21 protein-coding genes and 1 other annotated feature are annotated in these 23,956 nt (G+C 56.4%); of the genes, 3 read left to right on the top strand and 18 right to left on the bottom strand.

The features are described 5' to 3' along the window. Nucleotides 1-25: 25 nt before the first annotated feature. Nucleotides 26-1,348, bottom strand: coding sequence for a 6-phospho-alpha-glucosidase (locus ACQG19_RS00105; protein WP_246932291.1), 1,323 nt, complete (start codon nt 1,346-1,348; stop codon nt 26-28). Then, entirely contained in the window at nt 1,345-2,967 is a 1,623-nt protein-coding gene (locus ACQG19_RS00100) for an alpha-glucoside-specific PTS transporter subunit IIBC (RefSeq protein WP_013094793.1), read from the bottom strand. Before ACQG19_RS00100 ends, ACQG19_RS00105 begins: the two co-directional genes overlap by 4 nt. 222 nt (nt 2,968-3,189) lie before the next feature. On the opposite strand from ACQG19_RS00100, the gene ACQG19_RS00095 reads away from it, so the two are divergent. Continuing rightward, on the top strand, nt 3,190-3,936 hold the full coding sequence (locus ACQG19_RS00095) for a GntR family transcriptional regulator (RefSeq protein WP_058678971.1): 747 nt from the start codon (nt 3,190-3,192) through the stop codon (nt 3,934-3,936). Here the strand turns inward: ACQG19_RS00095 and ACQG19_RS00090 are convergent. From ACQG19_RS00090 to ibpA, 4 genes are all read right to left on the bottom strand, one after another. Then, the gene (locus ACQG19_RS00090; protein ID WP_246932293.1) at nt 3,904-5,565 is read right to left on the bottom strand and encodes a putative transporter; all 1,662 of its coding nucleotides are present in this window, start codon (nt 5,563-5,565) and stop codon (nt 3,904-3,906) included. The two genes, ACQG19_RS00095 and ACQG19_RS00090, sit on opposite strands and share 33 nt — an antisense overlap. A gap of 152 nt (nt 5,566-5,717) precedes the next feature. Next, nucleotides 5,718-6,893 carry an IS4 family transposase gene (locus ACQG19_RS00085; RefSeq protein WP_038418736.1) on the bottom strand — a complete coding sequence of 392 codons (1,176 nt, stop codon included), beginning with the start codon at nt 6,891-6,893 and terminating at the stop codon, nt 5,718-5,720. A gap of 125 nt (nt 6,894-7,018) precedes the next feature. Further along, a complete protein-coding gene (gene ibpB, locus ACQG19_RS00080; RefSeq protein WP_246932849.1) occupies nt 7,019-7,447 on the bottom strand; it encodes a small heat shock chaperone IbpB in 429 nt (142 codons plus the stop codon). 136 nt (nt 7,448-7,583) lie between these two features. Further along, the gene (gene ibpA / locus ACQG19_RS00075) at nt 7,584-7,994 is read right to left on the bottom strand and encodes a small heat shock chaperone IbpA (protein ID WP_006177605.1); all 411 of its coding nucleotides are present in this window, start codon (nt 7,992-7,994) and stop codon (nt 7,584-7,586) included. Then, nucleotides 7,988-8,060 (bottom strand) — a sequence feature (ROSE (Repression Of Heat Shock gene Expression) occurs in the 5'-region of heat shock genes and acts as an RNA thermometer to modulate expression.). (Overlaps the previous gene by 7 nt.) A gap of 248 nt (nt 8,061-8,308) precedes the next feature. Here ibpA and ACQG19_RS00070 point away from each other — a divergent pair. Continuing rightward, nucleotides 8,309-8,641, top strand: a complete 333-nt coding sequence (locus ACQG19_RS00070) for a YceK/YidQ family lipoprotein (protein ID WP_029883588.1) — start codon at nt 8,309-8,311, stop codon at nt 8,639-8,641. On the opposite strand, the gene ACQG19_RS00065 is transcribed toward ACQG19_RS00070, so the two are convergent. From ACQG19_RS00065 to ACQG19_RS00030, 8 genes are all read right to left on the bottom strand, one after another. Next, complete coding sequence (locus tag ACQG19_RS00065; protein ID WP_129253041.1) at nt 8,638-9,867, bottom strand: DUF3748 domain-containing protein; 1,230 nt, start codon at nt 9,865-9,867, stop codon at nt 8,638-8,640. The two genes, ACQG19_RS00070 and ACQG19_RS00065, sit on opposite strands and share 4 nt — an antisense overlap. Nucleotides 9,868-9,917: 50 nt before the next feature. Then, nucleotides 9,918-11,255 carry an MFS transporter gene (locus ACQG19_RS00060; protein ID WP_161496901.1) on the bottom strand — a complete coding sequence of 446 codons (1,338 nt, stop codon included), beginning with the start codon at nt 11,253-11,255 and terminating at the stop codon, nt 9,918-9,920. Nucleotides 11,256-11,371: 116 nt separating this feature from the next. Beyond that, nucleotides 11,372-12,520 carry a galactonate dehydratase gene (gene dgoD / locus ACQG19_RS00055; protein ID WP_013094786.1) on the bottom strand — a complete coding sequence of 383 codons (1,149 nt, stop codon included), beginning with the start codon at nt 12,518-12,520 and terminating at the stop codon, nt 11,372-11,374. Next, the gene (locus ACQG19_RS00050; RefSeq protein ID WP_013094785.1) at nt 12,517-13,134 is read right to left on the bottom strand and encodes a 2-dehydro-3-deoxy-6-phosphogalactonate aldolase; all 618 of its coding nucleotides are present in this window, start codon (nt 13,132-13,134) and stop codon (nt 12,517-12,519) included. Before ACQG19_RS00050 ends, dgoD begins: the two co-directional genes overlap by 4 nt. Further along, the gene (locus tag ACQG19_RS00045; RefSeq protein WP_222168993.1) at nt 13,118-13,996 is read right to left on the bottom strand and encodes a 2-dehydro-3-deoxygalactonokinase; all 879 of its coding nucleotides are present in this window, start codon (nt 13,994-13,996) and stop codon (nt 13,118-13,120) included. The genes ACQG19_RS00050 and ACQG19_RS00045 overlap by 17 nt, the downstream gene beginning before the upstream one ends. Continuing rightward, on the bottom strand, nt 13,993-14,682 hold the full coding sequence (gene dgoR / locus ACQG19_RS00040) for a D-galactonate utilization transcriptional regulator DgoR (protein ID WP_003861109.1): 690 nt from the start codon (nt 14,680-14,682) through the stop codon (nt 13,993-13,995). Before dgoR ends, ACQG19_RS00045 begins: the two co-directional genes overlap by 4 nt. Nucleotides 14,683-14,908: 226 nt before the next feature. Beyond that, on the bottom strand, nt 14,909-15,721 hold the full coding sequence (yidA, locus tag ACQG19_RS00035; RefSeq protein WP_013094783.1) for a sugar-phosphatase: 813 nt from the start codon (nt 15,719-15,721) through the stop codon (nt 14,909-14,911). 114 nt (nt 15,722-15,835) lie between these two features. Then, nucleotides 15,836-16,861, bottom strand: a complete 1,026-nt coding sequence (locus ACQG19_RS00030; RefSeq protein ID WP_013094782.1) for a zinc-dependent alcohol dehydrogenase family protein — start codon at nt 16,859-16,861, stop codon at nt 15,836-15,838. Between the two features lie 110 nt (nt 16,862-16,971). On the opposite strand from ACQG19_RS00030, the gene ACQG19_RS00025 reads away from it, so the two are divergent. Beyond that, nucleotides 16,972-17,907, top strand: coding sequence for a LysR family transcriptional regulator (locus tag ACQG19_RS00025; protein ID WP_029883595.1), 936 nt, complete (start codon nt 16,972-16,974; stop codon nt 17,905-17,907). A 33-nt stretch (nt 17,908-17,940) separates the two neighbouring features. Here the strand turns inward: ACQG19_RS00025 and gyrB are convergent, their stop codons facing one another. From gyrB to dnaA, 4 genes are all read right to left on the bottom strand, one after another. Beyond that, complete coding sequence (gene gyrB / locus ACQG19_RS00020) at nt 17,941-20,352, bottom strand: DNA topoisomerase (ATP-hydrolyzing) subunit B (protein ID WP_013094780.1); 2,412 nt, start codon at nt 20,350-20,352, stop codon at nt 17,941-17,943. Between the two features lie 28 nt (nt 20,353-20,380). Next, on the bottom strand, nt 20,381-21,454 hold the full coding sequence (gene recF, locus ACQG19_RS00015) for a DNA replication/repair protein RecF (protein WP_013094779.1): 1,074 nt from the start codon (nt 21,452-21,454) through the stop codon (nt 20,381-20,383). After that, on the bottom strand, nt 21,454-22,554 hold the full coding sequence (gene dnaN / locus ACQG19_RS00010) for a DNA polymerase III subunit beta (protein ID WP_246932851.1): 1,101 nt from the start codon (nt 22,552-22,554) through the stop codon (nt 21,454-21,456). Before dnaN ends, recF begins: the two co-directional genes overlap by 1 nt. 4 nt (nt 22,555-22,558) lie before the next feature. Next, the coding region (gene dnaA / locus ACQG19_RS00005; protein ID WP_235172482.1) for a chromosomal replication initiator protein DnaA at nt 22,559-23,956 on the bottom strand (1,398 nt) is incomplete at its 5' end.

The raw sequence follows: 23,956 nt of genomic DNA, 5'->3' as shown, positions 1-23,956 counted from the left end.
CATCAGGCGATGCCGGTCAGGAGGGTTAATGCAGCTCTGGCCAGTAATCCTTATTAGCCTCGATCAGGTCATCCAGAATCGCTTTCGCGACCGACGCGCTCGGTACGGTTTTTGACAGGGTGATTGCCTGCCAGAGTTTCTGATACGAGCGTTGTTCCCAGGCATCCACCACCAGTTTTTCCACCGCCACCTGCTGGCTCATCAGCCCTTTCTGGAAGTGCGGGATATCGCCCACGGTGAGAGGCTCCGGCCCGTTATGGCCCACCAGACACGGAATTTCCACCATCGCGTCGGCATCAAAGTTATGAATGGCCCCGTTGTTTGGCACAATCAGCAGCATCCGCTCCTGGGTATTAAAGGCAATCGCCGTCGCCAGATCGACGATGTACGAGGCATGTTCGTCGATCTCCAGCTCCCCGGCAGAGGATTTTCCGGCTTCTATAATCGCCCGGCACGAACTGAATACATGCTTCTCACGGTGATCCATAACTTCATTGGCGCGGGTCCGCTCCGGGTTGGCGTGCGCGACCACGTAGTCCGGGAACAGGTAATACTTCAGATAGGTGTTTGGCATGGTATCTGGATCGAGCGCCTGCACGTCTTTGGCTTTGGCGAAGGTATCGTTCCAGCTCGCTTCGGTATGCGCATCTTCCGAAGGCGGAACATAGCCGTGTTTCGCCACGTATTCGCGCAGTTTCGGCATCAGATCGTTACCGTTCAGATCTTCAATCGATGTCCACCAGCCGAAGTGGTTCAGGCCGTAGTAACGCACGCGCATCTGTTTGCGGTCTTTCAGGCCCACAATCTGCGCCATGCGCCCTTCAATACCGATTGGCATATCGCAGATGTTGAGAATTTTGGCATGCGGACGCAGGCGGCGCGTCGCTTCCGCCACAATCGCCGCCGGGTTGGAGTAGTTCAGCATCCACGCGTTCGGGGAGTACTGCTCCATATAATCCACCAGTTCCAGTACGCCGCCGATTGAGCGCATGCCGTAAGAGATCCCACCCGGGCCGCAGGTTTCCTGACCCAGCACACCGTGACGCAGCGGAATTTTCTCGTCTTTTTCGCGCATCGGGTATTTGCCCACGCGGATGTGCGCCATCACGAAATCCACATCGGTAAACGCCGCTTTTGGATCGGTGGTGTAGCTAAACTCAATCTCCGGTGCCTTTTCCTTAAGGATAATTTTGCACGCCTCGGCGATGGTTTCCTGACGTGCGCCATCGTTGTCATAAAACTTCAGGGCACGCAGCGGGAAACGGTCACGGTTGGCTAACAGCATCAGGACGATACCAGGCGTAAAGGTGCTGCCGCCGCCTGCAATGACAACTGAGAATTTTTTCATGATATAGCCTCTGTCAGGGTGGTTTGTTCATTCGTTAAAGGGGTTTTCATCAGCGATTCCAGCTGGTCTCGCACCTGCGGAACGTGCAGGCCAACGATCACCTGTATGCCGTTGCCGCGTCGCACTACGCCGTGTGCGCCGAGGGCTTTGAACACCTCATCGCTTTGGGTTTGCGCCATGTCGACCAGCGCGATACGCAAGCGGGTGGCGCAGTTGTTGATGCTTTCGATGTTGGCCGCGCCGCCCAGCGCCTGCAGGAATCCGGCGGCTTGGCCGACCTGCTGGCTGGCGGCAGCCGGGGCGGTGGTTTGTCCGCGCGCCGCCTTATAGTCCGCCTTGCTGTAGAGTTTGATTTCACTCTCTTCACGACCCGGGGTTTTGAGGTTCAGACGCTCAATCAGCGTTTTGAAGACCACGAAGTAAAGGCCGGTAAAGCAGACGCCGATGCCGATCTGGGTGAATACCGTTGAAGCGTGGTTATGGAACATGGGGATCCAATTTTGCGGCAGGAACTGGTCCAGCAGGCCACCGCCCATGTTGCCCACCACGCCAAAGGTGTACATCACCGTCGCCATGGTGGCCGCCAGCACGGCGTGAATGGCAAACAGCAGCGGCGAGATAAACAGGAAAGTAAACTCCAGCGGTTCGGTAATCCCCACCAGCACGGCGGTAAGCGTGGCCGGGATCAGCAGGCCCGCGACCTTGACGCGGTTTTCTGGTGAGGCGGTGTACCAGATCGCCAGCGCAATCCCGACCGATCCAAACACCTTAGCGTTACCGTGCAGCGCGAAACCACCTTCCGGGAACAGGGTTTTCAGCGGCAGCGTGCTCTGGCTGAACGCCTGAAGATGCTGCGCCCAGTAGACCTGAATCCCGCCCTCAACGGCGGCCGGGCCAAAGATAAACGGACCGTAGACGAAGTGGTGCAGCCCGGTTGGGATCAGAATGCGTTCCAGGAAGGTATACACCCAGACACCGAGCGCACCGGCGGAGCGTAAGAACGCCTGCAGGGACTCAATGCCCATCTGCACTTTCGGCCAGCCCAGCAGCGTCAGCCAGGCGCAGGGGATCATGACGAAAAACGCGATAATCACCACAAACGAGGTGCCCTGGAAAATGCCCAGGAAAACCGGCAGTGGTTTCTCGAAAAAGCGGTTATGGATCGCAGTGACAATACCGGAAATCGCAATCGCCCCAATAATGCTGGTATCAAGGGTTTTGATCCCGGCAATCATCGCCAGCCCGCTTCCCGCCGTCGGTTCGGCGGAAAAGTCGACGCCAAAGAAGTGGCCCCAGGTCATCCCCATCGCGTTGATGAAGTAGTTCCAGGTCAGGAAGCTGATCAGCACCGCCAGACAGGCGCGGCCCTGCGCCTGTTTCGCCAGACCAATCGGTAAGCCAACGGCAAAAATCAGCGGCATATTGCGGAACACCGCCCAGCCGCCCTCTTCAATGATGTGCACGATCTGCGCGAACAGATTATCAGGAGCCGTTAAGGCTTCGCCCACGAAAAGCGGATTGCGAAGCATGATGGCGATTCCCACCACGATCCCGGCAAAGGGAAACAGCAACACCGGGGTAAACATGGCACCACCAAAACGTTGTATTTGACTGAGCATTTTTAAATCCTCACGTAACAACCTGTAGGGGAGAGAGGCCTTTATGGTTTTGTGCTGGCCTGAGGTGAGCATAAGAACTTACTGATGCGCGAACATGGCGTGCCGCTGCGATTCGTGATCGCATTCATGGTTTTATTTTGACCAATCAGGTCTACTTTTCGACGTAAATATGGACATGTCAGGATGCAATCCACACCCTGATACGGGCAGAGAGGTCTACTGGTGATCTACAAATCCATTGCCGACCGATTACGGCTACGGCTGAATTCATCGGACTACAACATCGGCAGCCCCATTCCGGGTGAGAAAGCGCTGGCGCAGGAGTTTGGCGTGGCGCGCATGACCATTCGCAAGGCGCTGGATCTGCTGGTGAACTGGGGGCTGGTTGAGCGGCGGCACGGCAGCGGGACGTTTGTAGCACGCAAAGATGTGCACCATGAAACCACCAACCTCACCGGGCTGGTGGAGGTACTGCGTCAGCAGGGCAAAGAGGTACAGAGCAAGGTGTTGCAGTTTGAAGTGATGCCCGCCCCGCCCGCCATCGCCAGCCAGCTGCGGATCCAGGTGGATGAGCGGATCTACTTTTCCCGCCGGGTGCGCTACGTGGACGGAAAACCGCTGATGCTGGAGGACAGCTTTATGCCCGTGAAGCTGTTTCGCAACCTCTCGCTGGCGCATCTGGAAGGGTCAAAGTTTGATTACATCGAGAAGGAGTGCGGAATTACAATCAGCGGCAATTACGAGAGCCTGACGCCGGTACTGGCCGATAAACAACTCGCTGGTTACATGAACCTGCCGGAGCAAACGCCGCTGCTGCGCATTACCTCTCTCTCCTACAGCGACAGCGGCGAGTTCCTTAACTATTCCGTGATGTTCCGAAATACCAGTGATTACCAGGTGGACTACCATCTGCGGCGCATCCACCCGGACGACCTGCTAACTCATCCCCCAGAACAGCACCGCCAGTAGCTGCGGGGTGATGATGCGCAGGAACATGACCAGCGGATAGACCGTAGCGTACGACAGCGCCGCCGCGCCGCTGGTGGCGTGCAGGCTATTGGCAAAGGCCAGCGCCGGTGGATCCGTCATTGACCCCGCCAGCATGCCGCACAGCGTCAGATAGTTCATTTTAGCGAACATTCGCGCCAGTATGCCGACCGTCAGCAGCGGGATCGCGGTGATGAAGATGCCGTAGCCGACCCAACTCATCCCTTCCCCCCTGACCAGCGTATCGACAAAATCGCCACCGGATTTTAGCCCGACGACCGCCAGAAACAGCACAATGCCCAGCTCGCGCAGCGCCAGGTTGGCGCTCGGCGGCATAAACCAGTAGAGCTTACCGACACAGCCGATTCGCCCGAGGATCAGCGCTATAATCAGCGGCCCGCCCGCCAGACCCAGCTTGAGGGCCACCGGGAACCCCGGTATATACAGCGGAATGGAGCCAAGCAGCACGCCCAGCCCGATACCGATAAACACCGGCAGCATTTGGACCTGCTGCAGTTTTTGCTGAGCGTTACCGACCATATCCGCCACGGCGTCAATGGACGACGGACGCCCGACCAGGTTAAGAATATCGCCGAACTGCAGGCTGGCTTCCGGGCTGGCGACCAGTTCAACACCGGCGCGATTGAGACGAGAGATAACCACGTCGTAACGTTCTTTTACCTGCAAATCGCGTATTTTCTTGCCCAGAACGTGCTCGTTAGTTACCACCACACGCTCCACGCGCATGTCGGTGCCGCGGGTAGAGAGCGAGGTATCCACTTCCTGACCAATCACCAGCCGCGCGTTGTTTAAATCCCCGGGCTGCCCGACAAGGTGCAGCAGATCGCCTTGCCGGATAATGGTGCCAGGCGCGGGCACCATCAGCATTTCGTCACGTTTCAGGCGCGAGCAGATAATATTGGCGCTGTTCAGGATCGGCACGTCCTGAATCGCCATGTTGTTCAGATTGGGGTTATCGACGCGGATGTTGATGGTTTTGATCGGCATATGGCCGTTGGTGAGCGTGGTTTCGTGGTCCTTCGCCTCTTTGTCGACGTTAATGCGAAAGAGCACCCGAACCAGCCACATGGAGAGCAGAATGCCGCAAATCCCGAACGGATAAGCCATCGCATAGCTCATCCCCATCTGATCGACAATGCCGGGTTCGATACCTAAATCGCGCAGAATTTGCTGGCCCGCCCCCAACGCGGGCGTGTTAGTCACGGCCCCGGAGAAAATGCCCAGCACCACGGGCAGCGGAATTGCAAAGAGTTTATGCAGGATAGCGGTGACCAGCCCGCCCATTACGACGATGCCGAGGGCAAACAGATTGAGGCGTAATCCGGAAACCCGCAATGAGGCGAAAAAGCCCGGCCCGACCTGAATGCCGATGGTATAGACGAAGAGGATCAGGCCGAACTCCTGCGTAAAGTGGAGCATATCGGCGCTGAGAACCAGCCCGAGTTTGTCAGCAAAGTGCCCGACAAAAATGCCGCCAAACAGCACCCCACCGATCCCAAACCCGACGCCACGGATTTTGATGTTGCCAATCCATAATCCAACAATAGCGACCAGGGCCAACACGCTGACGGTTAACGCGATATCACTCATGATCCACTTCCTTGCATAACCTTAGTTATGTTAAGGATTCTCTCAGAGGTGAAGGGCGTTGTATGGGTGATGGCGCACAAAAAAGCCCTGCCGGGGCAGGGCTTTAACTTTTCACCCTCTCCCACAGGGCTGAGGGATCCCCAGTAATATGGTCATGCCACCATGACCATATTACTGTACTCTTTTCCCAGCTTTTTCATCTCGTTAACTATATTCAGCCGTCTCACTTTCCCGGGCTCATGCCGGATGACTTCTTCTGCCAGACTCAGGTATGACAGCACCCGTCTGTGCCTGATGCTGCTTGCCTGATAGTGCCAGTGTAAACACTGCCTTTCTGCCCTGTAACCTGCCAGCCACATCACCAGGCTTGCCATTGCCGCGACCATATTCAGCACTTCCAGTCGCCCTTTTCCCTGACTCCGGCTCAGCCTCAGACCGAACCCGAAGCGTGGACTTTTGTCGTCCCGGAAGTTTTGTTCTATCTGCATTCTGCGGCTGTACAGGGCCATTATCTGGTGCGGCTCCAGTCCCTCTGCATTACTGAACAGCAGCCAGGGCTCCCGCGCGCTACTGCGGTGTTCCCGCTGTGTTTTCGGCATCCCCCCTTTTCCCTGACGCCCTGCGTCAGGGCGCTTATGCAGATAGAACCGGCCGTAACAGGGCGTTCGTGGTTTACGGGACAGGACACCGTAACCCACGCAGACCGGTTGTCCGGTAGCCTCAAGCTCACTGATTTTCATCCATTTTTTATCTCCGTCCAGCCGGAAGCTGATGCAGCCCCTGACCCTGCCGGTGAAGCTCCAGCCCAGCTGGCTGACATGCCGGAACCAGTCTGTCCGGAAGCCTGCATCCGTAATGATGGTGACGGCTTTATCTTTCGGGATGGCATCATGCAGGCGGTCAAGGAAGCGGCACTGTACATCACTGTTCTGCGCCAGCTCTGCGGGGACAACCTCACTCATAAGCGGCAGTGAGCGACCATTACAGACCAGGCTTGCCCGCAGAAGATACCAGTTCCTGTCATGCCAGCCTGTCCAGTCGACAGCAATCACACAGAAGGGCATCAGGGAGGTGATGGTATGTGTGAGCAGGTGCTGAATACGGGGAATATCCCGGTGAAGGGCGGTATTACCCAGGGCACGGTCAACACGTTTAATTTTATTTTTGACGTGCGCTCTGCCGGGAAGAGTGCGACCAAGGCTGGTCAGGGTCAGATCCGCACCGTGCGTGAGGGCAACGGCCATGGAAACAAGGACATTAATCCGGAAGCTGTGAACATCCGGTAAAGACGCGGAGAAAAATTTCTGGCAGACTGTCTGTAAAGGCACGATGAGGTCTCTTCTGATTTGTTAGCGCAACCAGTAGATCACACTTCATCGTGCTTTTCATTTTTCTGGGGAACCCTCAGCCCACAGGGAGAGGGCTGGGGGTGAGGGCACCAGCCCGCACAGCATTAGCTATTCAGCGCCGGCCGCTCGCTAATGGCGATACGCTGTGGCGCGATGGCTTCCGGCACGTTACGGACCAGGTCAATATGCAGCAACCCGTTGGTAAAGGTCGCGCCGGAGACTTCCATATGATCTGCCAGGGTAAAGCTCAGGCTAAACGGCTGAGTCACCAGACCCTGATGCAGCCATTTGGTCTCGGTTTCTTGTTTTTCCGGCGTCCCTTTCACGGTCAGACGCGTGCCTTCGAGCTGGATATCCAGATCGTCCTGGCGGAACCCGGCCAGCGCCAGCGTGATGCGATAGTGGTTATCGTCGCTTTTTTCGATGTTGTACGGCGGAAACGTCTGGTGCTCAGTGGTGCTCTGCAGGGCGTTAGCCAGTTTGTCAAAACCAATCCACTGACGCAGCAGGGGGGATAAATCGTAGTTACGCATACTAAATCTCCTTCTGAGAAGCGAGTTCGGCACAGTTTATTTTTGTGCACAGTTGTTCCTGCAAATCCTTGTGGATTCGCATATGCTCCCGGTTCGGCAAGCAATTCTGAGTGGGCCGCTGACGCGACCCGCGGCATTAATTAATTTCGATACGGCGCGGTTTTTTCTCTTCCGGAATCACACGTTCCAGCTCGATAAACAGCAGACCGTTGACCAGATTCGCGCCTTTAACGTGAATGTTCTCCGCTAACTGGAACTTGCGTTCAAAGTTGCGCTCGGCGATGCCCTGGTAAAGGTAGGTACGTTCTTTCTGCTCGGCCGTATGTGAACCTTTCACCACCAGCAGGTTGTCCTGCGCGGTGATCTCCAGTTCGCTCTCTGCAAAACCGGCGACAGCAATGGCAATGCGGTAGTGGTTTTCATCAACCAGCTCAACATTGTATGGAGGGTAGCCGTTGCTCTGGCTTTGGTTATTTTCTAAATGATTAAACAGGCGGTCAAAACCAATTGCAGAACGGTATAGCGGGGAAAGATCGAAGTTACGCATAAATAAAAGCTCCTGAAATCAGCGAGAAATTTTAGCCTTCCACCATGGACAGGCCATTGCGCCCCCGAACACCCATCAGGCGTGCTCGTTATCGGGTTACATTCTTAAAATGGGTCTGGAAACGGTGTTTTCAACCGCGACGTTCGCACTTTTTTTTGCACTTTTGAGCTTCTCGCTTAGACTGGGACAACAGCACAAAGGGTTAAATTGCGATGGCTGCCACAGTGCGGGGTTATTGGGCTATTCATTTTCAACAAGGCTCGCTATAACCCAGAGTTGCAGGTCTATGCAGTGCCATTAACGATGACTGAGTGATGATGAAAAATGTTCTGATTAAGCTGACGACGTTCAGCGGGGTGGTTTTACTTTGCGGGTGTTCGAGCGTGATGTCTCACACCGGCGGTAAAGAAGGAACATATCCGGGGACGCGCGCCAGCGCGGCGATGATCTCCGATGATGACACGAACTGGGGCACCAAATCCCTGGTGATCCTCGATATGCCGTTCACGGCAGTGGCCGATACGCTTTTGCTGCCCTGGGATATGTTCCGCACGGACAGCTCCGTACGCTCGCGCGTTGAGAAAAGCGAGCAGCAAAATCTGGCAACCAACGCCGTTATCCCGCCCGCCGAGATGCCGCGACGCTAATCCTGTACGGTTTCCGTTAGCCACAGCTGGCGGAAACCCTCTTTCTCCTCCATCCATGCAATAGCGCGCCCGTCCGGGGAAAAGACGACCGCATCGGCAGACGGCGGATTGCCGTGATCGGACGTCAAAAACGTGACCTCTCCGGTCTGCGCATCGCAGCAGGCGATACGATTTTCCAGCACAAATCCCAGACTGTCGCCCGAAGGATGCCAGTTGAATGCCGACTGGATACCGCTTTCGGTATGCGTTAACTGACGCGGCTCGCCCCCCTCCGGTGAGACCAGCCACAGCTGGACAATGCCGTTATCATCACGCATCAGAAAAGCAATCTGCGTACCCTGCGGGTTGCTGCGCACCCAGTGGCGCGGCACGTTCACCAGCCCCGGATACACCTTTTGATGGGTAAAGGTCAGACGGCGCTGCAGCACGCCAGCAGGCGGTGCTGGCATCGTCTCTGGCGTGCCCTGCAATGGCGCATCGCCTGCCTGTTTCCAGCCCTGCTCGTCTTTGGGCAGATCGACAATAAACAGTTCAGGCACTTTTTCGCCTTTCACAGACAGGGTATCGCCAATAAACGCCAGCCTGCCGTTGCCCACCCAGCCCTCTTCATAGGCGCGGTTGATCTCATCGCTGCCCGGCTGTGGGTTCGGCGTCGTGCGGCTTACCAGCACGCTCCAGAAGGTGCCCGGATATTCATGAGGATGGTTGCCCTGCGGGATGACCGGGCCAAAGGGTGCGGCGACGCCAACGTTACGTAAATCGAGCTTTGGATCGCGCTCATGCAACACATGGTCGTTATAGGTGAAGCTGACGAACTGCCCGTTCGGGCTAAAGACGTGTACATGGCTACCGCCACGGAGTGCGCCTGCGGTATAGGGCGCGGTGATATCCATGGCATCGAGGTTGCTCGCCTGGCCGTTATGGACAATCACGCCCTGGCGATGGTGAAAATCGTATTGCCAGTCTGCATCCGGGTTTTTCGGGCCGTGGATAAAGACGTATTTGTCTTGTGCAGGATGAACGGTCACCACCCCGACATGCGCGCCGTGCGTGGCACGATAAATCACCTCAACCTCGCCCGTACCGACGTTTACCCGCTCTATGGTTTCGCCGGTGAACGATGCCCCGGACGGGCGCACATCGTAGACCAGCCACTGGCTGTCCGGTGTCCAGGTATTGGTATTGGTGAGCTGGTGGTTGCGGGAAGCAAAGGTGATTTGTTTCATGGGATACCCTGATGCGCAGTTATCGCATCAGGGTAAAACATCCGCAGGGATTAGCCTACTCGTTTCACGTCGCCGACCAGCAGGATGTAGGAGAGCGCGCCAATCAACGCCACGGCAGAGATGTAGACCAGGGCCGGGCCAAAGCCGTAGTCCTGCGCCAGGTAGCCGATGACCAGCGGCACAGTGATCCCGCCGAGTCCACCGACGAAGTTGAACACACCACCGGTCAGGCCAATCAGACGCATCGGCGCCAGAGACGACACCAGCGACCAGGTGATAGAGGCAAAACCGTTGCCGAAGAACGCGAGCGCCATCAGGGTCATAATCCACACCGGATCGTTGGTGTAGTTGGCGCCCATGATACAGGTTGAGATCAGCAGCCCGCAGATAATCGGCGTTTTACGCGCAACACCTAATGAGACGCCTTTTTTGACCAGCTTATCCGCCAGCCAGCCCGAGAGCAGCACGCCAAAGAATGCGGCAAGGAACGGTACGGTGGTCATAAAGCCCGCTTTCAGCGCGGTAATCCCCTTTTCCTGGGTGAGGTAATTCGGGAACCAGGTCAGGAAGAACCACAGCGTCGACGTAACCGCAAACTGACCGAGATAAACCCCCACCAGCTTACGATGGAAGACCAGCTTCCAGTCCGCGCGGGTCAGCGGTTGACGCGCCTCTTTTTTCACTGGCGCATCGCCGTCTACCAGGCCGCCACCGTCGCGGATGTAGTCCAGTTCCGCTTTGGTGATATTTTTTGTCAGACGCGGCGGTTGATAGACCTTGAACCAGATCAGGGACCAGATAATGCCGATCCCACCGGTGACGATAAACACCCAGTGCCAGCTTAGCAGCTCCTGGATCCAGATTAACAGCGGGGTCAGGAACGCCAGGCCGACAAACTGCCCGGAGGTGTAAAAGCCCACCGCAGAGGCACGTTCATGCTCCGGGAACCAACTGGTGACCATACGGTTGTTGGTGGGGAACGCGGGTGCCTCGAAAACGCCGGTGATAGCACGCAGGCCAATCAGTGACATCAGCCCGGTCGCGAAGCCCTGGAACAGGGTCGCCACGGACCAGCCTAAAATGGCGATGAAGTAGGTCAGACGCGACCCCACGCGGTCGAGGAACCAGCCGCCGGGGATCTGGCAGAGCGTATAGAGCCAGGCAAACGCCGAGAAGACGTAGCCCATTTCCGCCTTGGTGATCCCAAACTCTTCCTGAATATGGGCCGAGGCCACGGCAAGGTTGGCGCGGTCAACATAGCAAATGACCACGGTAATAAAGATCATGATTAGCGTCAGGTAGCGGCGACGCCCGGTCTTTGTAGCAGTAACTGGAATATCCATCGCAATCTGTCTCCAGATTTTGGGCATAGCGAAGCCGCTCACCATGCCCTGTAATTTACAGAGGGTTATATTTTTGTATGTACGTTTTTATTGCCCGGTGTCGCTTCGCTTACCGGGCCTACGAGAGAGTAGGCCGGATAAGCGTAGCGCCATCCGGCGATTTACCACTCGGCTACGGAGCCATCTTCATGACGCCACAGCGGGTTACGCCAGTCCGGCGCATTTTTACTGAGCTCAATGACTTTGGCTTCGTCAATGTCTACGCCAAGGCCCGGCTTCATTAATGGTTTGAAGAAACCGCCTTCCATGCTGAAGTCTTCTTTGTTTTTCACAAAGTCGAGCAATTCCGCGCCCTTGTTATAGTGAATACCCATGCTCTGTTCCTGGAACACGGCATTGCGGGAGACAAAATCCACGTGCAGGCAGGCCGCCAGCGCGACGGGCCCCAGCGGACAGTGCGGTGCCAGCGCCACATCGTAGGCTTCTGCCATCCCGGCAATTTTGTAGCATTCGGTGATACCGCCCGCATGGGAGAGATCCGGTTGCAGGATCGCAATACCGCCCGCCTCCAGCACACGTTTGAACTCGAAGCGCGAGAACATACGCTCACCTGCGGCGATAGGAATATGGGTCTGTTCAGCCAGTTTTGGATAGTATTCCGCCTGCTCGGCCAGGACGGGCTCTTCAATAAACAGCGGACGATAGGGCTCCAGCTCTTTAATCAGCACTTTGGCCATTGGCGCACTGACGCGTCCGTGGAAGTCCAGACCAAACTCAATCTCGTTACCGAAAGCTTCACGGATTTGCGCCACGGTATTCACCGCCCGGTCCACCGCGCGCGAGTTGTCAATCACGCCCATCTCTTCACAGCCGTTAAGCTTAAAAGTATCGAAGCCGATATTGCGCAGCTGCGTAATGCCGTCGATCACTTCCGCAGGGCGGTCGCCACCCACCCAGCTGTAGGCTTTGATTTTGTCGCGTACCAGGCCTCCCATCAGCTGCCAGACCGGGGCATTCAGCACTTTGCCTTTGATATCCCACAGCGCCTGGTCAATACCGGCGATGGCGCTCATCAGGATTGGGCCACCGCGATAAAAGCCCGCCCGGTACATCACCTGCCACAGGTCGTTAATGCGTGCCGGATCCTGACCAATCAGGTATTCCCCCAGTTCATGCACCGCGGCCTCCACGGTGCGTGCGCGCCCTTCTATCACCGGTTCACCCCAGCCAACCACGCCTTCATCGGTTTCGATTTTCAGGAACATCCAGCGCGGGGGTAAACGGTACGTGGTGAGTTTGGTTATTTTCATTGCACTGCCTCTCGATACGCTTTCACAAATGCTGCCGCCTGCTGCGCGGTACGCTCAACGGACTGTCCGGCGCGATAGAGATCGCTGCCCAGCCCCGCGCCCACACAACCGGCGTTAATCCACTGCGCCAGGTTTTCTGGCGTCACGCCGCCCACGGCAAAGACCGGCACGCTGGCGGGCAAGACCGCTTTCAGTGCTTTGATATAGTCAGGACCAAAGGCCGAAGAGGGGAAAATTTTGAGCGACTGCGCACCCGCCTCGAGGGCGGTAAAGGCTTCGGTTGCCGTCGCGCATCCTGGACACACGGTCATTCCATGGCTCACCGCGCGGCGGATCACCTCGGGGTTGATGTTGGGGGTGACGATGAGCTTGCAGCCCATCTTTGCCAGCCTCTCCACCTGCTCCGGCTGCAAGACGGTTCCTGCGCCAATCAGCGCTTTATCACCAAAGGCCTCTACCACTGTCGGAATACTTTTTTCCCATTCGGGGGAGTTGAGCGGGATTTCCACCGCGTCGAATCCGGCGTCGATCACGGCACCGACGTGCGCCAGCGCCTCGTCGGGGGTAATGCCGCGCAAGATTGCGATAAGGGGAAGACTAGTTTGCCACTGCATGAGCGATGCTCCTTATTCCTGCCTGAAATGCCGTGTCGCCGGATACCGTTGATACTTCACGGCCAATCGCGCGAAACGCCTGCTCGTAGCGCGACGTCAGCGCTGCACCAGCGACAATCGTGACAGCCTGCTCGCACCCGACGAACTCACGCATGCTGGCGACTTCTGCGCCAATCAGCAGGCCAGAAAGAAACTCGCTGACCTGCTCGCGCGGGAGATTTCCCAGCACGTGCGAGGCGCGAACCTCAAAAAGTTGCGGCAAAACATCAGGAAAAGCGATCCCACGAGCAAGGCCAGCAGCAAACGCCTCCGGCGACGGAACCTGCTCCGGTAAACCGGCCCCCAACAGCGAATGATTAAGCAGCAAATGGTGCAATTCGCCGGTCATTACGGTGCGAAAATCGTGGATATGCTCTGCATCTGACTGGACCCACTTGCAGTGCGTGCCGGGCATGACGTAGACAGAAGAAGGAGAAAGCGTGCGCGCACCGAGCAGCTGTGTCTCTTCACCGCGCATCACGTTATGGTTATCGTCGCGCGAGACGCACAAACCGGGAACAATCAAGATATTGTCGCCAACGGACGTTAACTGCTTGCCAATGGCGGAGAAAGAGACAGGAACAGGCAGATAAGGCGCGATTTTCCAGCCCACGTTGCTGCCCACCATCCCCGCCATCACCACGGGCGTGGCGCTGTCGCGCCAGTTTTGTGTGACCTCTGCTAACACCGCCTCGGGGGATTTTCCGTTCAGACGCGTCACGCCTGCTTCTGATTGCCTGCTCTCCAGGCACTGCTCGCCCTGGTACAGCCAGGCGCGCAGATTGGTCGATCCCCAGTCAATTGCGATGTAGCGTGATGTCATGTGATTTCCTTCAGCCTTCGTGTTGAGCTGGCAATCATGGTGAGCGCCGCCTGCTCTGCCGCATCGCCGTCCTGATGCCGTATCGCATCGAACAGCGCTTTATGTTCCTGGAGCGTTTTTGGCATATTGGCCTCATCACCCATCCAGGTACGTTCAAATACTGCTCGCTGTAGCGAGCTGATCGCCACGCTAAGCTGCTGTAAGACCGGGTTATGCACCGACTGCAGTACCGCCTCGTGGTAGCGAATATCCGCCTCGTTAAATGCCTCACGGTTCTGGTTATTGGCGATCATGTCGTTCAGCGCCGACTCAATCTGCGCCAGGTCACCTGAGGTGGCGCGCTCTGCCGCCCAGCGGGCGATAGCCGGTTCTACCAGGTTTCGTACCTCGCTCATGGCGCCAATCAGCCGCGGGTCGTAATCGTTTTCCAGTACCCACTGCAGAACATCGGTATCGAGGTAGTTCCACTGGTTGCGCGGGGCAACAAACGCGCCGCGATAGCGTTTCATTTCAATCAGCCGCTTCGCCATCAGCGAACGGAACACTTCCCGGATGATGTTGCGGGAGGTTTCAAACTCCTCACACAGTTCTGCCTCTGCCGGCAGCGGCGAGCCGGGAACATATTTGCCACCCACAATCTGTGTACCCAGCGTGATGACAATGCGATCGGTTTTATTGAGAGTCATGGAGAGTCCTTGTGCTCTGTAAGTCCATCACTACTTTACCGCGACCGCTGAATTTCGCCTCACTTTTGCAGTACAAACGTGAGGCCTTTCGCCTTTGCTGTGGTGACAATGTAGTACAATCAATTAATGTTGTACTACAATCCAGATCACAAAAAGAACAATTCAATAAACTCAGGGCCAAAAAAAGCCCCGGTTGATAACCGAGGCTGATGATTAAGGGCGACTGTTAGGAGAGGACAAATTTCTCAATCGCGTAAGCCACGCCGTCTTCCAGGTTAGATTTGGTGACGAAGTTCGCCACTTCTTTCACTGACGGGATGGCGTTTTCCATCGCCACGCCCATACCCGCGTATTCAATCATTGCGATGTCGTTTTCCTGATCGCCCAGGGCCATGATCTCTTCAGGCTTAATGCCCAGCGCGTCGGCAAGCGACTTCACGCCGGTGCCCTTATTGACGCGTTTATCGAGGATTTCGAGGAAGTACGGCGCGCTTTTCAGCACGGTGTATTTCTCTTTGACCTCCGCCGGGATGCGCGCAATGGCTTTATCGAGGACCTCAGGCTCATCGATCATCATCACTTTCAGGAACTGAGTGTTCGGATCCATTTTTTCTGCTTCACAGAACACCAGCGGAATGGTGGCGACATATGATTCGTGCACGGTGTAATAGCTGATGTCGCGGTTAGCGGTGTAGAGCGTTGTACGATCGAGCGCGTGGAAGTGAGACCCGACTTCACGGGACAGTTTTTCCAGGAACAGATAGTCATCGTAATTCAGCGCGGTTTGCGCAACCGTGCTGCCGTCCGCCGCTTTCTGCACCAGCGCGCCGTTATAGGTGATGCAGTAATCGCCCGGCTGATTCATGTGTAGCTCTTTGAGGTAGCTGTGCACGCCCGCATACGGACGCCCGGTGGTCAGTACCACATTCACGCCCTTTGCGCGCGCCGCGGCGATTGCGTTTTTAACGGCTGGAGAGATAGTGTGGTCTGGCAGCAGCAACGTGCCGTCCATATCGATTGCAATGAGTTTGATAGCCATGAGGTCCCCGGGATAAATGAGTGCTACCTCATGCTAACGCGATTAAGCACACAAAAATAGAGCTACATTGCGCAACAGAAAACCCCTTTTTCCGCAATCCCGGGGAACGTTGACTCACTCGCGGGTGAGGACGATTTTACCAAACGCGCCGCGATCGAGGTGTTCCAGCGCCTGCTCCAGCTGGTCAAAACGGTAGCGCTGCTCAATGACCGGTTTCAGCCCTGTCACCTCCACGGCGCGGACAAACTCTTCCAGCGCACGGCGATGCCCGACACCAATCCCCTGAATAACCGGGGATTTCAGCAACAACTCACCCGCTGATAGCGTAATCTCGCTCCCGGCCAGCACGCCAATCACCGAGATGCGTCCATGAACGGCAACGGCACGCAGGGAGTGCTGCAAGTTTTCTCCCCCCACGGTTTCAATAATGTGGTCAATGCCGCGATCCTGAGTCAGCGTTAAAAGCGCTTCAGCCCAGTCGCCTTTCAGCCGGTTGATACCCCGATCGGCTCCCAGTTTTTTGGCCCGCGCCAGCTTTTCATCACTCCCCGAGGTCACGTAAACCTCTGCACCGAGTGCTTTTGCAATTTGCAGTGCGAAAATCGCCACCCCGCCGGTGCCTTGTACCAGCACCGATTGTCCGGCTCGCAAGTTCCCGCGCTCCACCAGCGCAAACCAGGCGGTTAGCCCTGCACAAGGTAATGTGCTGGCCTCAACGTCATCCAGGGTTTCCGGAGCGGCCACCAGCCCGTTTTCATTCACGATCACGTACTCAGCCAGCATCCCCGGGAAGTACCCTCCGCTCGTTTTATAGGGCAAATGACGGGCATCCGCCTGCGGCCTGCCGTCGATCCACTCCGGGAAGAACGTCGAGATGACGCGAGCGCCGGGTTGAAAACGCGTCACGCCTTCACCAATGCTGTCCACCACGCCGGCCATGTCAGACGCCGGTGTGAACGGGAAGGAAAGCGGGATCGGCATCATGCCTTCAATCACCATTTTATCGCGATAGTTGAGCGCAACGGCATTCACCCGCACGCGCACTTCGCCTGGACCTGGCTTCGGAACAGGTTCCTGGGTGAGTTTAAGATTCTCCCGTCCGAGAGCGTTCATTGACCAGCGTTGCATTGTCTCTGCCATTGTTTTTCTCCTGCCGTTAAATAAGCTTCAGTATCGACAGTCTACCGTTGACTCCTTGTTGCCAGTGGCGATAACTTTTCCCACTATTGACGCCATAATGGAAACAATCCATGACCAGTACGCTGAAGGATATTCCCGTTTTCGTGGCCGCCGTGGAGGCGGGCAGTTTTGCGCAGGCCGCGATCCGCCTGCATTTGTCGCGCTCCGCGGTGGGAAAAAGCATCGCTCGACTGGAAGAGCGGCTGGGAGTCCGTCTGTTTCACCGCACCACCCGCAGCCAAAGCCTGACCGATAACGGGGCGCTTTTTTACGAGCGCTGCCTGCGTGCGCTGGAGGAGATTAGGGGCGCGGAGTCGCTGCTGGAAACGGGGAAGCAGCAGGTCAGCGGCCGCCTGCGTGTGGCCATGCCGGTGCTGTTTGGTCGCCAGTGCGTCGCGCCACTGCTGATAGAACTGGCGCAGGAACATCCCGGTCTTGAACTGGAAATGTCATTCAGCGACCGCGTGGTGGATCTCGTAGAGGAAGGGTTTGATATGGCGGTGCGCAACGGCACGCTGCAGGACAGTAGCGTTCTGGTCGCCAGAAGGCTGGGAGAACACCGCATGGTGCTCTGTGCTGCGCCAGAATATCTGCAAAAAAGCGGTCAGCCAGACACCGTTGCTGATTTACCCCACCATACTGCCATTAACTATCTGCGAGCAGGCAGAGTGTTACCCTGGCAGCTAATGGATAACGAAGGGAGATCGCACACCTTTACTCCCCGCTCATCCCTCAATATGGATGATTTACAGGCGATTTGCGACGCAGCGCTGGCAGGATACGGCATTGCATGGTTGCCCTGCTGGATGGCCCGCAGAGAAATACAGCAGGGGAAACTCATCCCGCTTTTAAAGCAGGCGCCGGACGTACGCTTCGACGTTCATGCAGTCTGGCAACAGACGCCGCATCTGCCACTCAGAGTCAGAATTGCCATCGATACGCTTGCCAGCCGTTTACCGTCAGTGCTGTCGCTGGATATGCCTGCGCCCAAAAAAAAGCCGCGCTAAATGCGCGGCCTGAGTCGTGCTGTATAACAACGATTAAATATCGATATTCGCCGCTTTCAGTGCGTTCTCTTCGATGAAGGCACGACGAGGTTCAACCGCATCGCCCATCAGGGTCGTGAACAGCTGGTCGGCAGCAATCGCGTCTTTAACGGTAACGCGCAGCATGCGACGGCTTTCCGGATCCATGGTGGTTTCCCACAGCTGATCCGGGTTCATTTCGCCCAGACCTTTATAACGCTGGATTGAGAGGCCGCGACGGGACTCTTTCACCAGCCATTCCAGCGCCTGTTCGAAGCTGGCCACCGGCTGACGACGTTCACCACGTTCGATGAACGCATCGTCTTCAATCAGACCACGCAGCTTCTCGCCGAGAGTGCAGATACGACGGTATTCCGGGCCGGTCACAAACTCGTGCTCCAGCGGGTAATCGGTATCGACGCCGTGGGTACGCACGCGAATAATCGGCTCAAACTGCTGCGCCGCGTTCTGCTGAACGTCGAATTTCCACTGGCTACCGTGCTGCTCTTTCTCGTTCAGCTCGCTCACCAGAGCGTTCACCCAGCGGGTCACCGCCTGCTCGTTGCTCAGATCGGCTTCAGTCAGGGTTGGCTGATAGATCAGCTCCTTCAGCAGCGCTTTTGGATAGCGACGCTCCATACGACCAATCATTTTCTGCGTGGCGTTGAACTCAGACACCAGACGCTCCAGCGGCTCACCTGCCAGTGCCGGAGCGCTGGAGTTCGCATGCAGGGTCGCACCATCAAGCGCGATCGCGATTTGGTACTGATCCATCGCGTCGTCATCTTTGATGTACTGTTCCTGTTTGCCTTTCTTCACTTTGTACAGCGGCGGCTGTGCAATGTAGACGTGGCCGCGTTCAACGATTTCCGGCATCTGACGGTAGAAGAAGGTCAACAGCAGCGTACGGATGTGCGAGCCGTCGACGTCCGCATCGGTCATGATGATGATGCTGTGATAGCGCAGCTTGTCCGGGTTGTATTCGTCACGACCAATGCCGCAGCCCAGCGCGGTGATCAGCGTCGCCACTTCCTGAGAAGAGAGCATTTTATCGAAACGCGCTTTCTCAACGTTGAGGATTTTACCTTTCAACGGCAGGATGGCCTGGTTCTTACGGTTACGGCCCTGCTTCGCAGAACCGCCCGCGGAGTCCCCTTCCACAAGGTACAGTTCGGACAGCGCCGGGTCGCGTTCCTGGCAGTCAGCCAGTTTGCCCGGCAGACCCGCTAAGTCCAGCGCGCCTTTACGGCGGGTCATTTCACGGGCTTTACGCGCCGCTTCACGGGCACGCGCTGCATCGATAATTTTACCGACAACAATTTTCGCGTCGTTCGGGTTTTCCTGCAGGTAGTCGCTCAGCAGTTCGTTCATCTGCTGTTCAACCGCCGATTTCACCTCAGAGGAGACCAGCTTGTCTTTGGTCTGTGAGGAGAACTTCGGATCCGGCACTTTCACGGAGACAACAGCAATCAGGCCTTCACGGGCGTCATCACCGGTGGCGCTGACTTTCGCTTTTTTGCTGTAGCCTTCTTTGTCCATGTAGGCGTTCAGGGTACGGGTCATCGCCGCACGGAAGCCCGCAAGGTGCGTACCACCGTCACGCTGTGGAATGTTGTTGGTGAAGCAGTAGATGTTTTCCTGGAAACCGTCGTTCCACTGCAGAGCCACTTCCACGCCGATACCGTCTTTTTCCGTAGAGAAATAGAAGATATTTGGGTGAATTGGCGTTTTGTTCTTGTTCAGGTATTCAACGAACGCTTTGATACCACCTTCATAGTGGAAGTGGTCTTCTTTGTTGTCGCGTTTGTCACGCAGACGAATTGAGACGCCGGAGTTCAGGAACGACAGTTCACGCAGGCGTTTTGCCAGGATGTCGTACTCGAACTCGGTGACGTTGGTGAAGGTTTCGAGGCTCGGCCAGAAACGCACCATGGTACCGGTTTTTTCGGTATCGCCGGTCACGGCCAGCGGCGCTTCAGGCACGCCGTGCTGATAGATCTGGCGGTGAATTTTGCCTTCGCGCTGGATAACCAGTTCCAGTTTCTGCGACAGGGCGTTTACCACGGAAACACCTACGCCGTGCAGGCCGCCGGAGACTTTATAGGAGTTATCGTCAAATTTACCGCCTGCGTGCAGAACGGTCATGATCACTTCTGCAGCAGACACGCCCTCTTCCGGGTGGATACCGGTCGGGATACCACGGCCGTCATCCTGTACGGAAACGGAGTTATCGGCGTGGATGGTGACGATAATGTCTTTACAGTGACCCGCGAGCGCTTCGTCGATAGCGTTATCTACCACCTCGAATACCATGTGGTGCAGACCGGTGCCGTCATCCGTATCGCCGATATACATACCCGGGCGCTTACGCACCGCATCCAGCCCTTTCAGGACTTTGATACTGGAGGAGTCATAAGAATTCGACATCAACGTTTCTCGCTCATTTCAACTTGGGTTAATCCGTTATTTTACCCTTTTCCACGGTAAACATCTTCGAATTTTCGTCCGACATGTCCATAACGTGTTCAGCGCTAATGGCGCTGACGAAAACCTGCGACTGCGTGGCTTTCAGGCGGCTGGCAAGCAGCCCGCGCCGCGCGTCGTCAAGTTCCGAGGCAAAATCATCTATCAGGTACAGGCAGCGTCGCCCGCTTTCGCGGGTGAGGAACTCCCCCTGCGCCAGGCGCAGCGCGCACATCAGGAGCTTGAGCTGCCCGCGCGACAGGGTGTCTTCTACCGGCGCACCGTCAGCACGAATGCGGAAATCCGCCTTGTGCGGGCCGTGCGCGGTGTAGGTCAACATACGGTCGCGCTCGAAGTTTCTCTCCAGCACCTCGGCATAATCCGTCTCTTTTTCCCAGCCGCGCTGGAAGGAGAAGGTGAGAGAAAATTCAGGTAAAAACTGTTTGCAGGTGTCGGCCATATCTTCGGCGATGCCTGCGCTGTATTCGGCACGCCAGCGGCTGATTTGTTCCGCAAGAGGAATTAATTCCATGTCCCACGGGCGCAGCTGGGCGTAGCGCGTGACCTGGCGCAATGCGGCGTTACGCTGCTTAAGCAGACGCTTCAGGTTGCTCCAGGCGTTAAAGAAACCGGCTTCGTTGTGAAAGCATCCCCAGTCGAGGAACGCTCTTCTGTATTTGGGGCCGCCGTTGAGTAAAGTAAACCCCTCCGGCGTGATCAGCTGCATCGGCATCAGCAGCGCCAGCTCCGCCACTTTGTGGCCGTCGGTACCGTCGATGCGCACCTTGCTGTCGCCCTGCTTGTCTTTGGTCAGGCCAATGGCGGTTTCCCGCTCCTCACCCTGCAAACGCCCGTGCAGGACAAAGGATTCCTGTTCGTGGCGAATCACGCGACCAATCTGCAAACTGCGAAACGCCCGGCCATGGCCGAGCGTATAGATGGCTTCAAGCACGCTGGTTTTGCCGCTGCCGTTCGCGCCAACCAGGAAGTTAAAGCCAGGGGATAAAGCGAGATCCGCGCTTTCGATATTGCGAAAGTCGCGGATCAACAGACGAGTGAGCGACATTACAGTCTCATTGGCATAACAACATACGCAGCCGACTGTGATGCGGCATCTTCAATCTGTACGCTCGATACGGAGTCAGTCAGCAGAATGCGAACGTTCTCGCATTTCAGTGCATTCAGCACGTCCAGCACGTAGCTGACGTTAAACCCGATTTCCATCTCCGCCCCGGCGTAGGTGACGTCCAGAATCTCTTCTGCCTCTTCCTGCTCCGGGTTGTTGGCGGTGATTTTGATCTGGTTTTCACTTACGTACAGGCGCACACCGCGGAATTTCTCGTTCGAGAGAATGGCCGCACGGGCAAATGCCTGCTTGAGGCTATCGCAACCCGCTTCCAGCGTTTTGTCCGGGTTCTTCGGCAATACGCGGCGATAATCCGGGAAACGACCGTCAACCAGCTTGGATGTGAAGACGAAATCGCCCACGTGAGCGCGGATGTTGTTGCTGCCAATCTGCACGCGCAGCGGCGTGTCGCCACCGTCGAGCATACGCATCAGCTCAATTACGCCTTTACGCGGCACGATCACCGAATGGTTTGGTAGTGAGTCGCCAATTGGCATGGAACAGACCGCCAGACGGTGGCCGTCGGTGGCCACAGTACGCAGCTCTTCCCCTTCGGTTTCGAACAGCATGCCGTTTAAATAGTAACGAACATCCTGGTGCGCCATAGAGAACTGCGTGGCTTCAATCAGACGCTTCATCGTCGCCTGCGGCAGGGTGAATTCGACTTCACTTTGCCAGTCGTCCAGGTTCGGGAATTCCGCAGCAGGCAGCGTGGAGAGGGAGAAACGGCTGCGGCCAGAACGCACCAGCATGCGGTCGCCTTCCAGCTGCACCGCGATCTCTGCGCCTTCCGGCAGCCCGCGGCAGATATCAAAGAATTTACGTGCCGGAACCGTGGTCGCGCCTGCGTCATGCGGCTGAGTCAGCGTAACGCGCGCGATCATTTCCATTTCCAGGTCTGTGCCGGTCAGCGACAGCGTACCGTCCGCGACCTGAAGCAGCAGGTTTCCAAGAATAGGCAGCGTTGGGCGGCCACCTAATGGGCCACTCACCTGTTGCAGCGGTTTTAATAAATGTTCACGTTCAACGGTAAATTTCATAGCGTCACGATGATAATGTTCTGATTAAATTGGAAAAATCTTCTTTTATGTCGTGGCTTTCTTCGCGTAACTGCTCAATCTTGCGACAAGCGTGCAGCACGGTCGTATGGTCACGGCCACCAAACGCATCGCCGATCTCCGGCAGACTGTGGTTGGTTAACTCCTTTGCCAGCGCCATCGCCATCTGACGCGGGCGCGCCACCGAGCGGGAACGACGTTTAGACAGTAAATCTGCCACTTTGATTTTGTAGTACTCGGCCACCGTCTTCTGAATGTTGTCGATAGTGACCAGTTTTTCCTGCAGTGCCAGCAGATCGCGCAGCGCTTCACGCACAAAATCGATAGTGATCGCGCGGCCGGTAAAGTTGGCATTGGCGATGACGCGGTTCAGCGCCCCTTCCAGCTCACGAACGTTGGAACGCAGACGCTTGGCAATAAAGAACGCCACTTCACCCGGCAGGCGAATGTCGTTCTCATCGGCTTTTTTCATCAGGATCGCGACGCGGGTTTCCAGTTCCGGCGGCTCGATCGCCACGGTCAGGCCCCAGCCGAAGCGGGATTTCAGACGATCTTCCACACCGTTGATCTCTTTTGGATAACGATCCGAGGTCAAAATGATCTGCTGGTTACCTTCCAGCAGCGCATTGAAGGTGTGGAAAAACTCCTCCTGCGATCGTTCTTTATTCGCAAAGAACTGAATGTCATCGATCAGCAGCGCATCAACAGAACGATAATAGCGTTTAAACTCTTCGATCGCATTGTTTTGCAGGGCCTTTACCATGTCCTGAACGAAGCGCTCGGAGTGCATATACACCACTTTCGCATTTGGCTTGCGCGCCATAATGCCGTTACCCACCGCGTGCAGAAGGTGCGTTTTACCCAGACCCGTGCCGCCATAGAGGAACAGCGGGTTATAGGCTCCACCGGGGTTGTCTGCCACCTGGCGAGCCGCCGCGCGTGCCAGCTGGTTCGATTTACCTTCCACGAAGTTATCGAAGGTGTGTTTGACGTTAACGTTAGAGCGGTAGGTCGGTTCTGCCGGGGCAGGCACATTATCCCAACCCGGACGTGCAGCAGGAGCAACGCGAGGAGCCGGAGCGGGTGCCGCCTGAGCAGGCGCTGCCACGTTTACGGTTTCGCGCACCGTCTGGGTGACCGGCTTTGTGCCCACTTCAAAGCGCAGCTGCGGGGCATCTGACCCGCAGAAATCATTCAGCAGTCCGTTGATGTTATTAAGGTACTTGTCCCTTACCCAATCGAGCACAAAACGGTTTGGCGCATACAAAGCCAGCGTGTTATCGCTCAGTTCCGCCTGCAACGGGCGGATCCACATACTGAATTCTGTGGCTGGTAACTCATCCTGCAATCGGGCAAGACACTGCTGCCAAAGCGAAAGTGACAC

The sequence above is a fragment of the Enterobacter cloacae complex sp. 277I4 genome (genome assembly GCF_050031465.1).
GTDB classification, from domain to species: domain Bacteria; phylum Pseudomonadota; class Gammaproteobacteria; order Enterobacterales; family Enterobacteriaceae; genus Enterobacter; species Enterobacter cloacae.
Note: the sequence above shows the minus strand (reverse complement) of the source record. Positions and strands in the feature narration are given on the sequence as shown.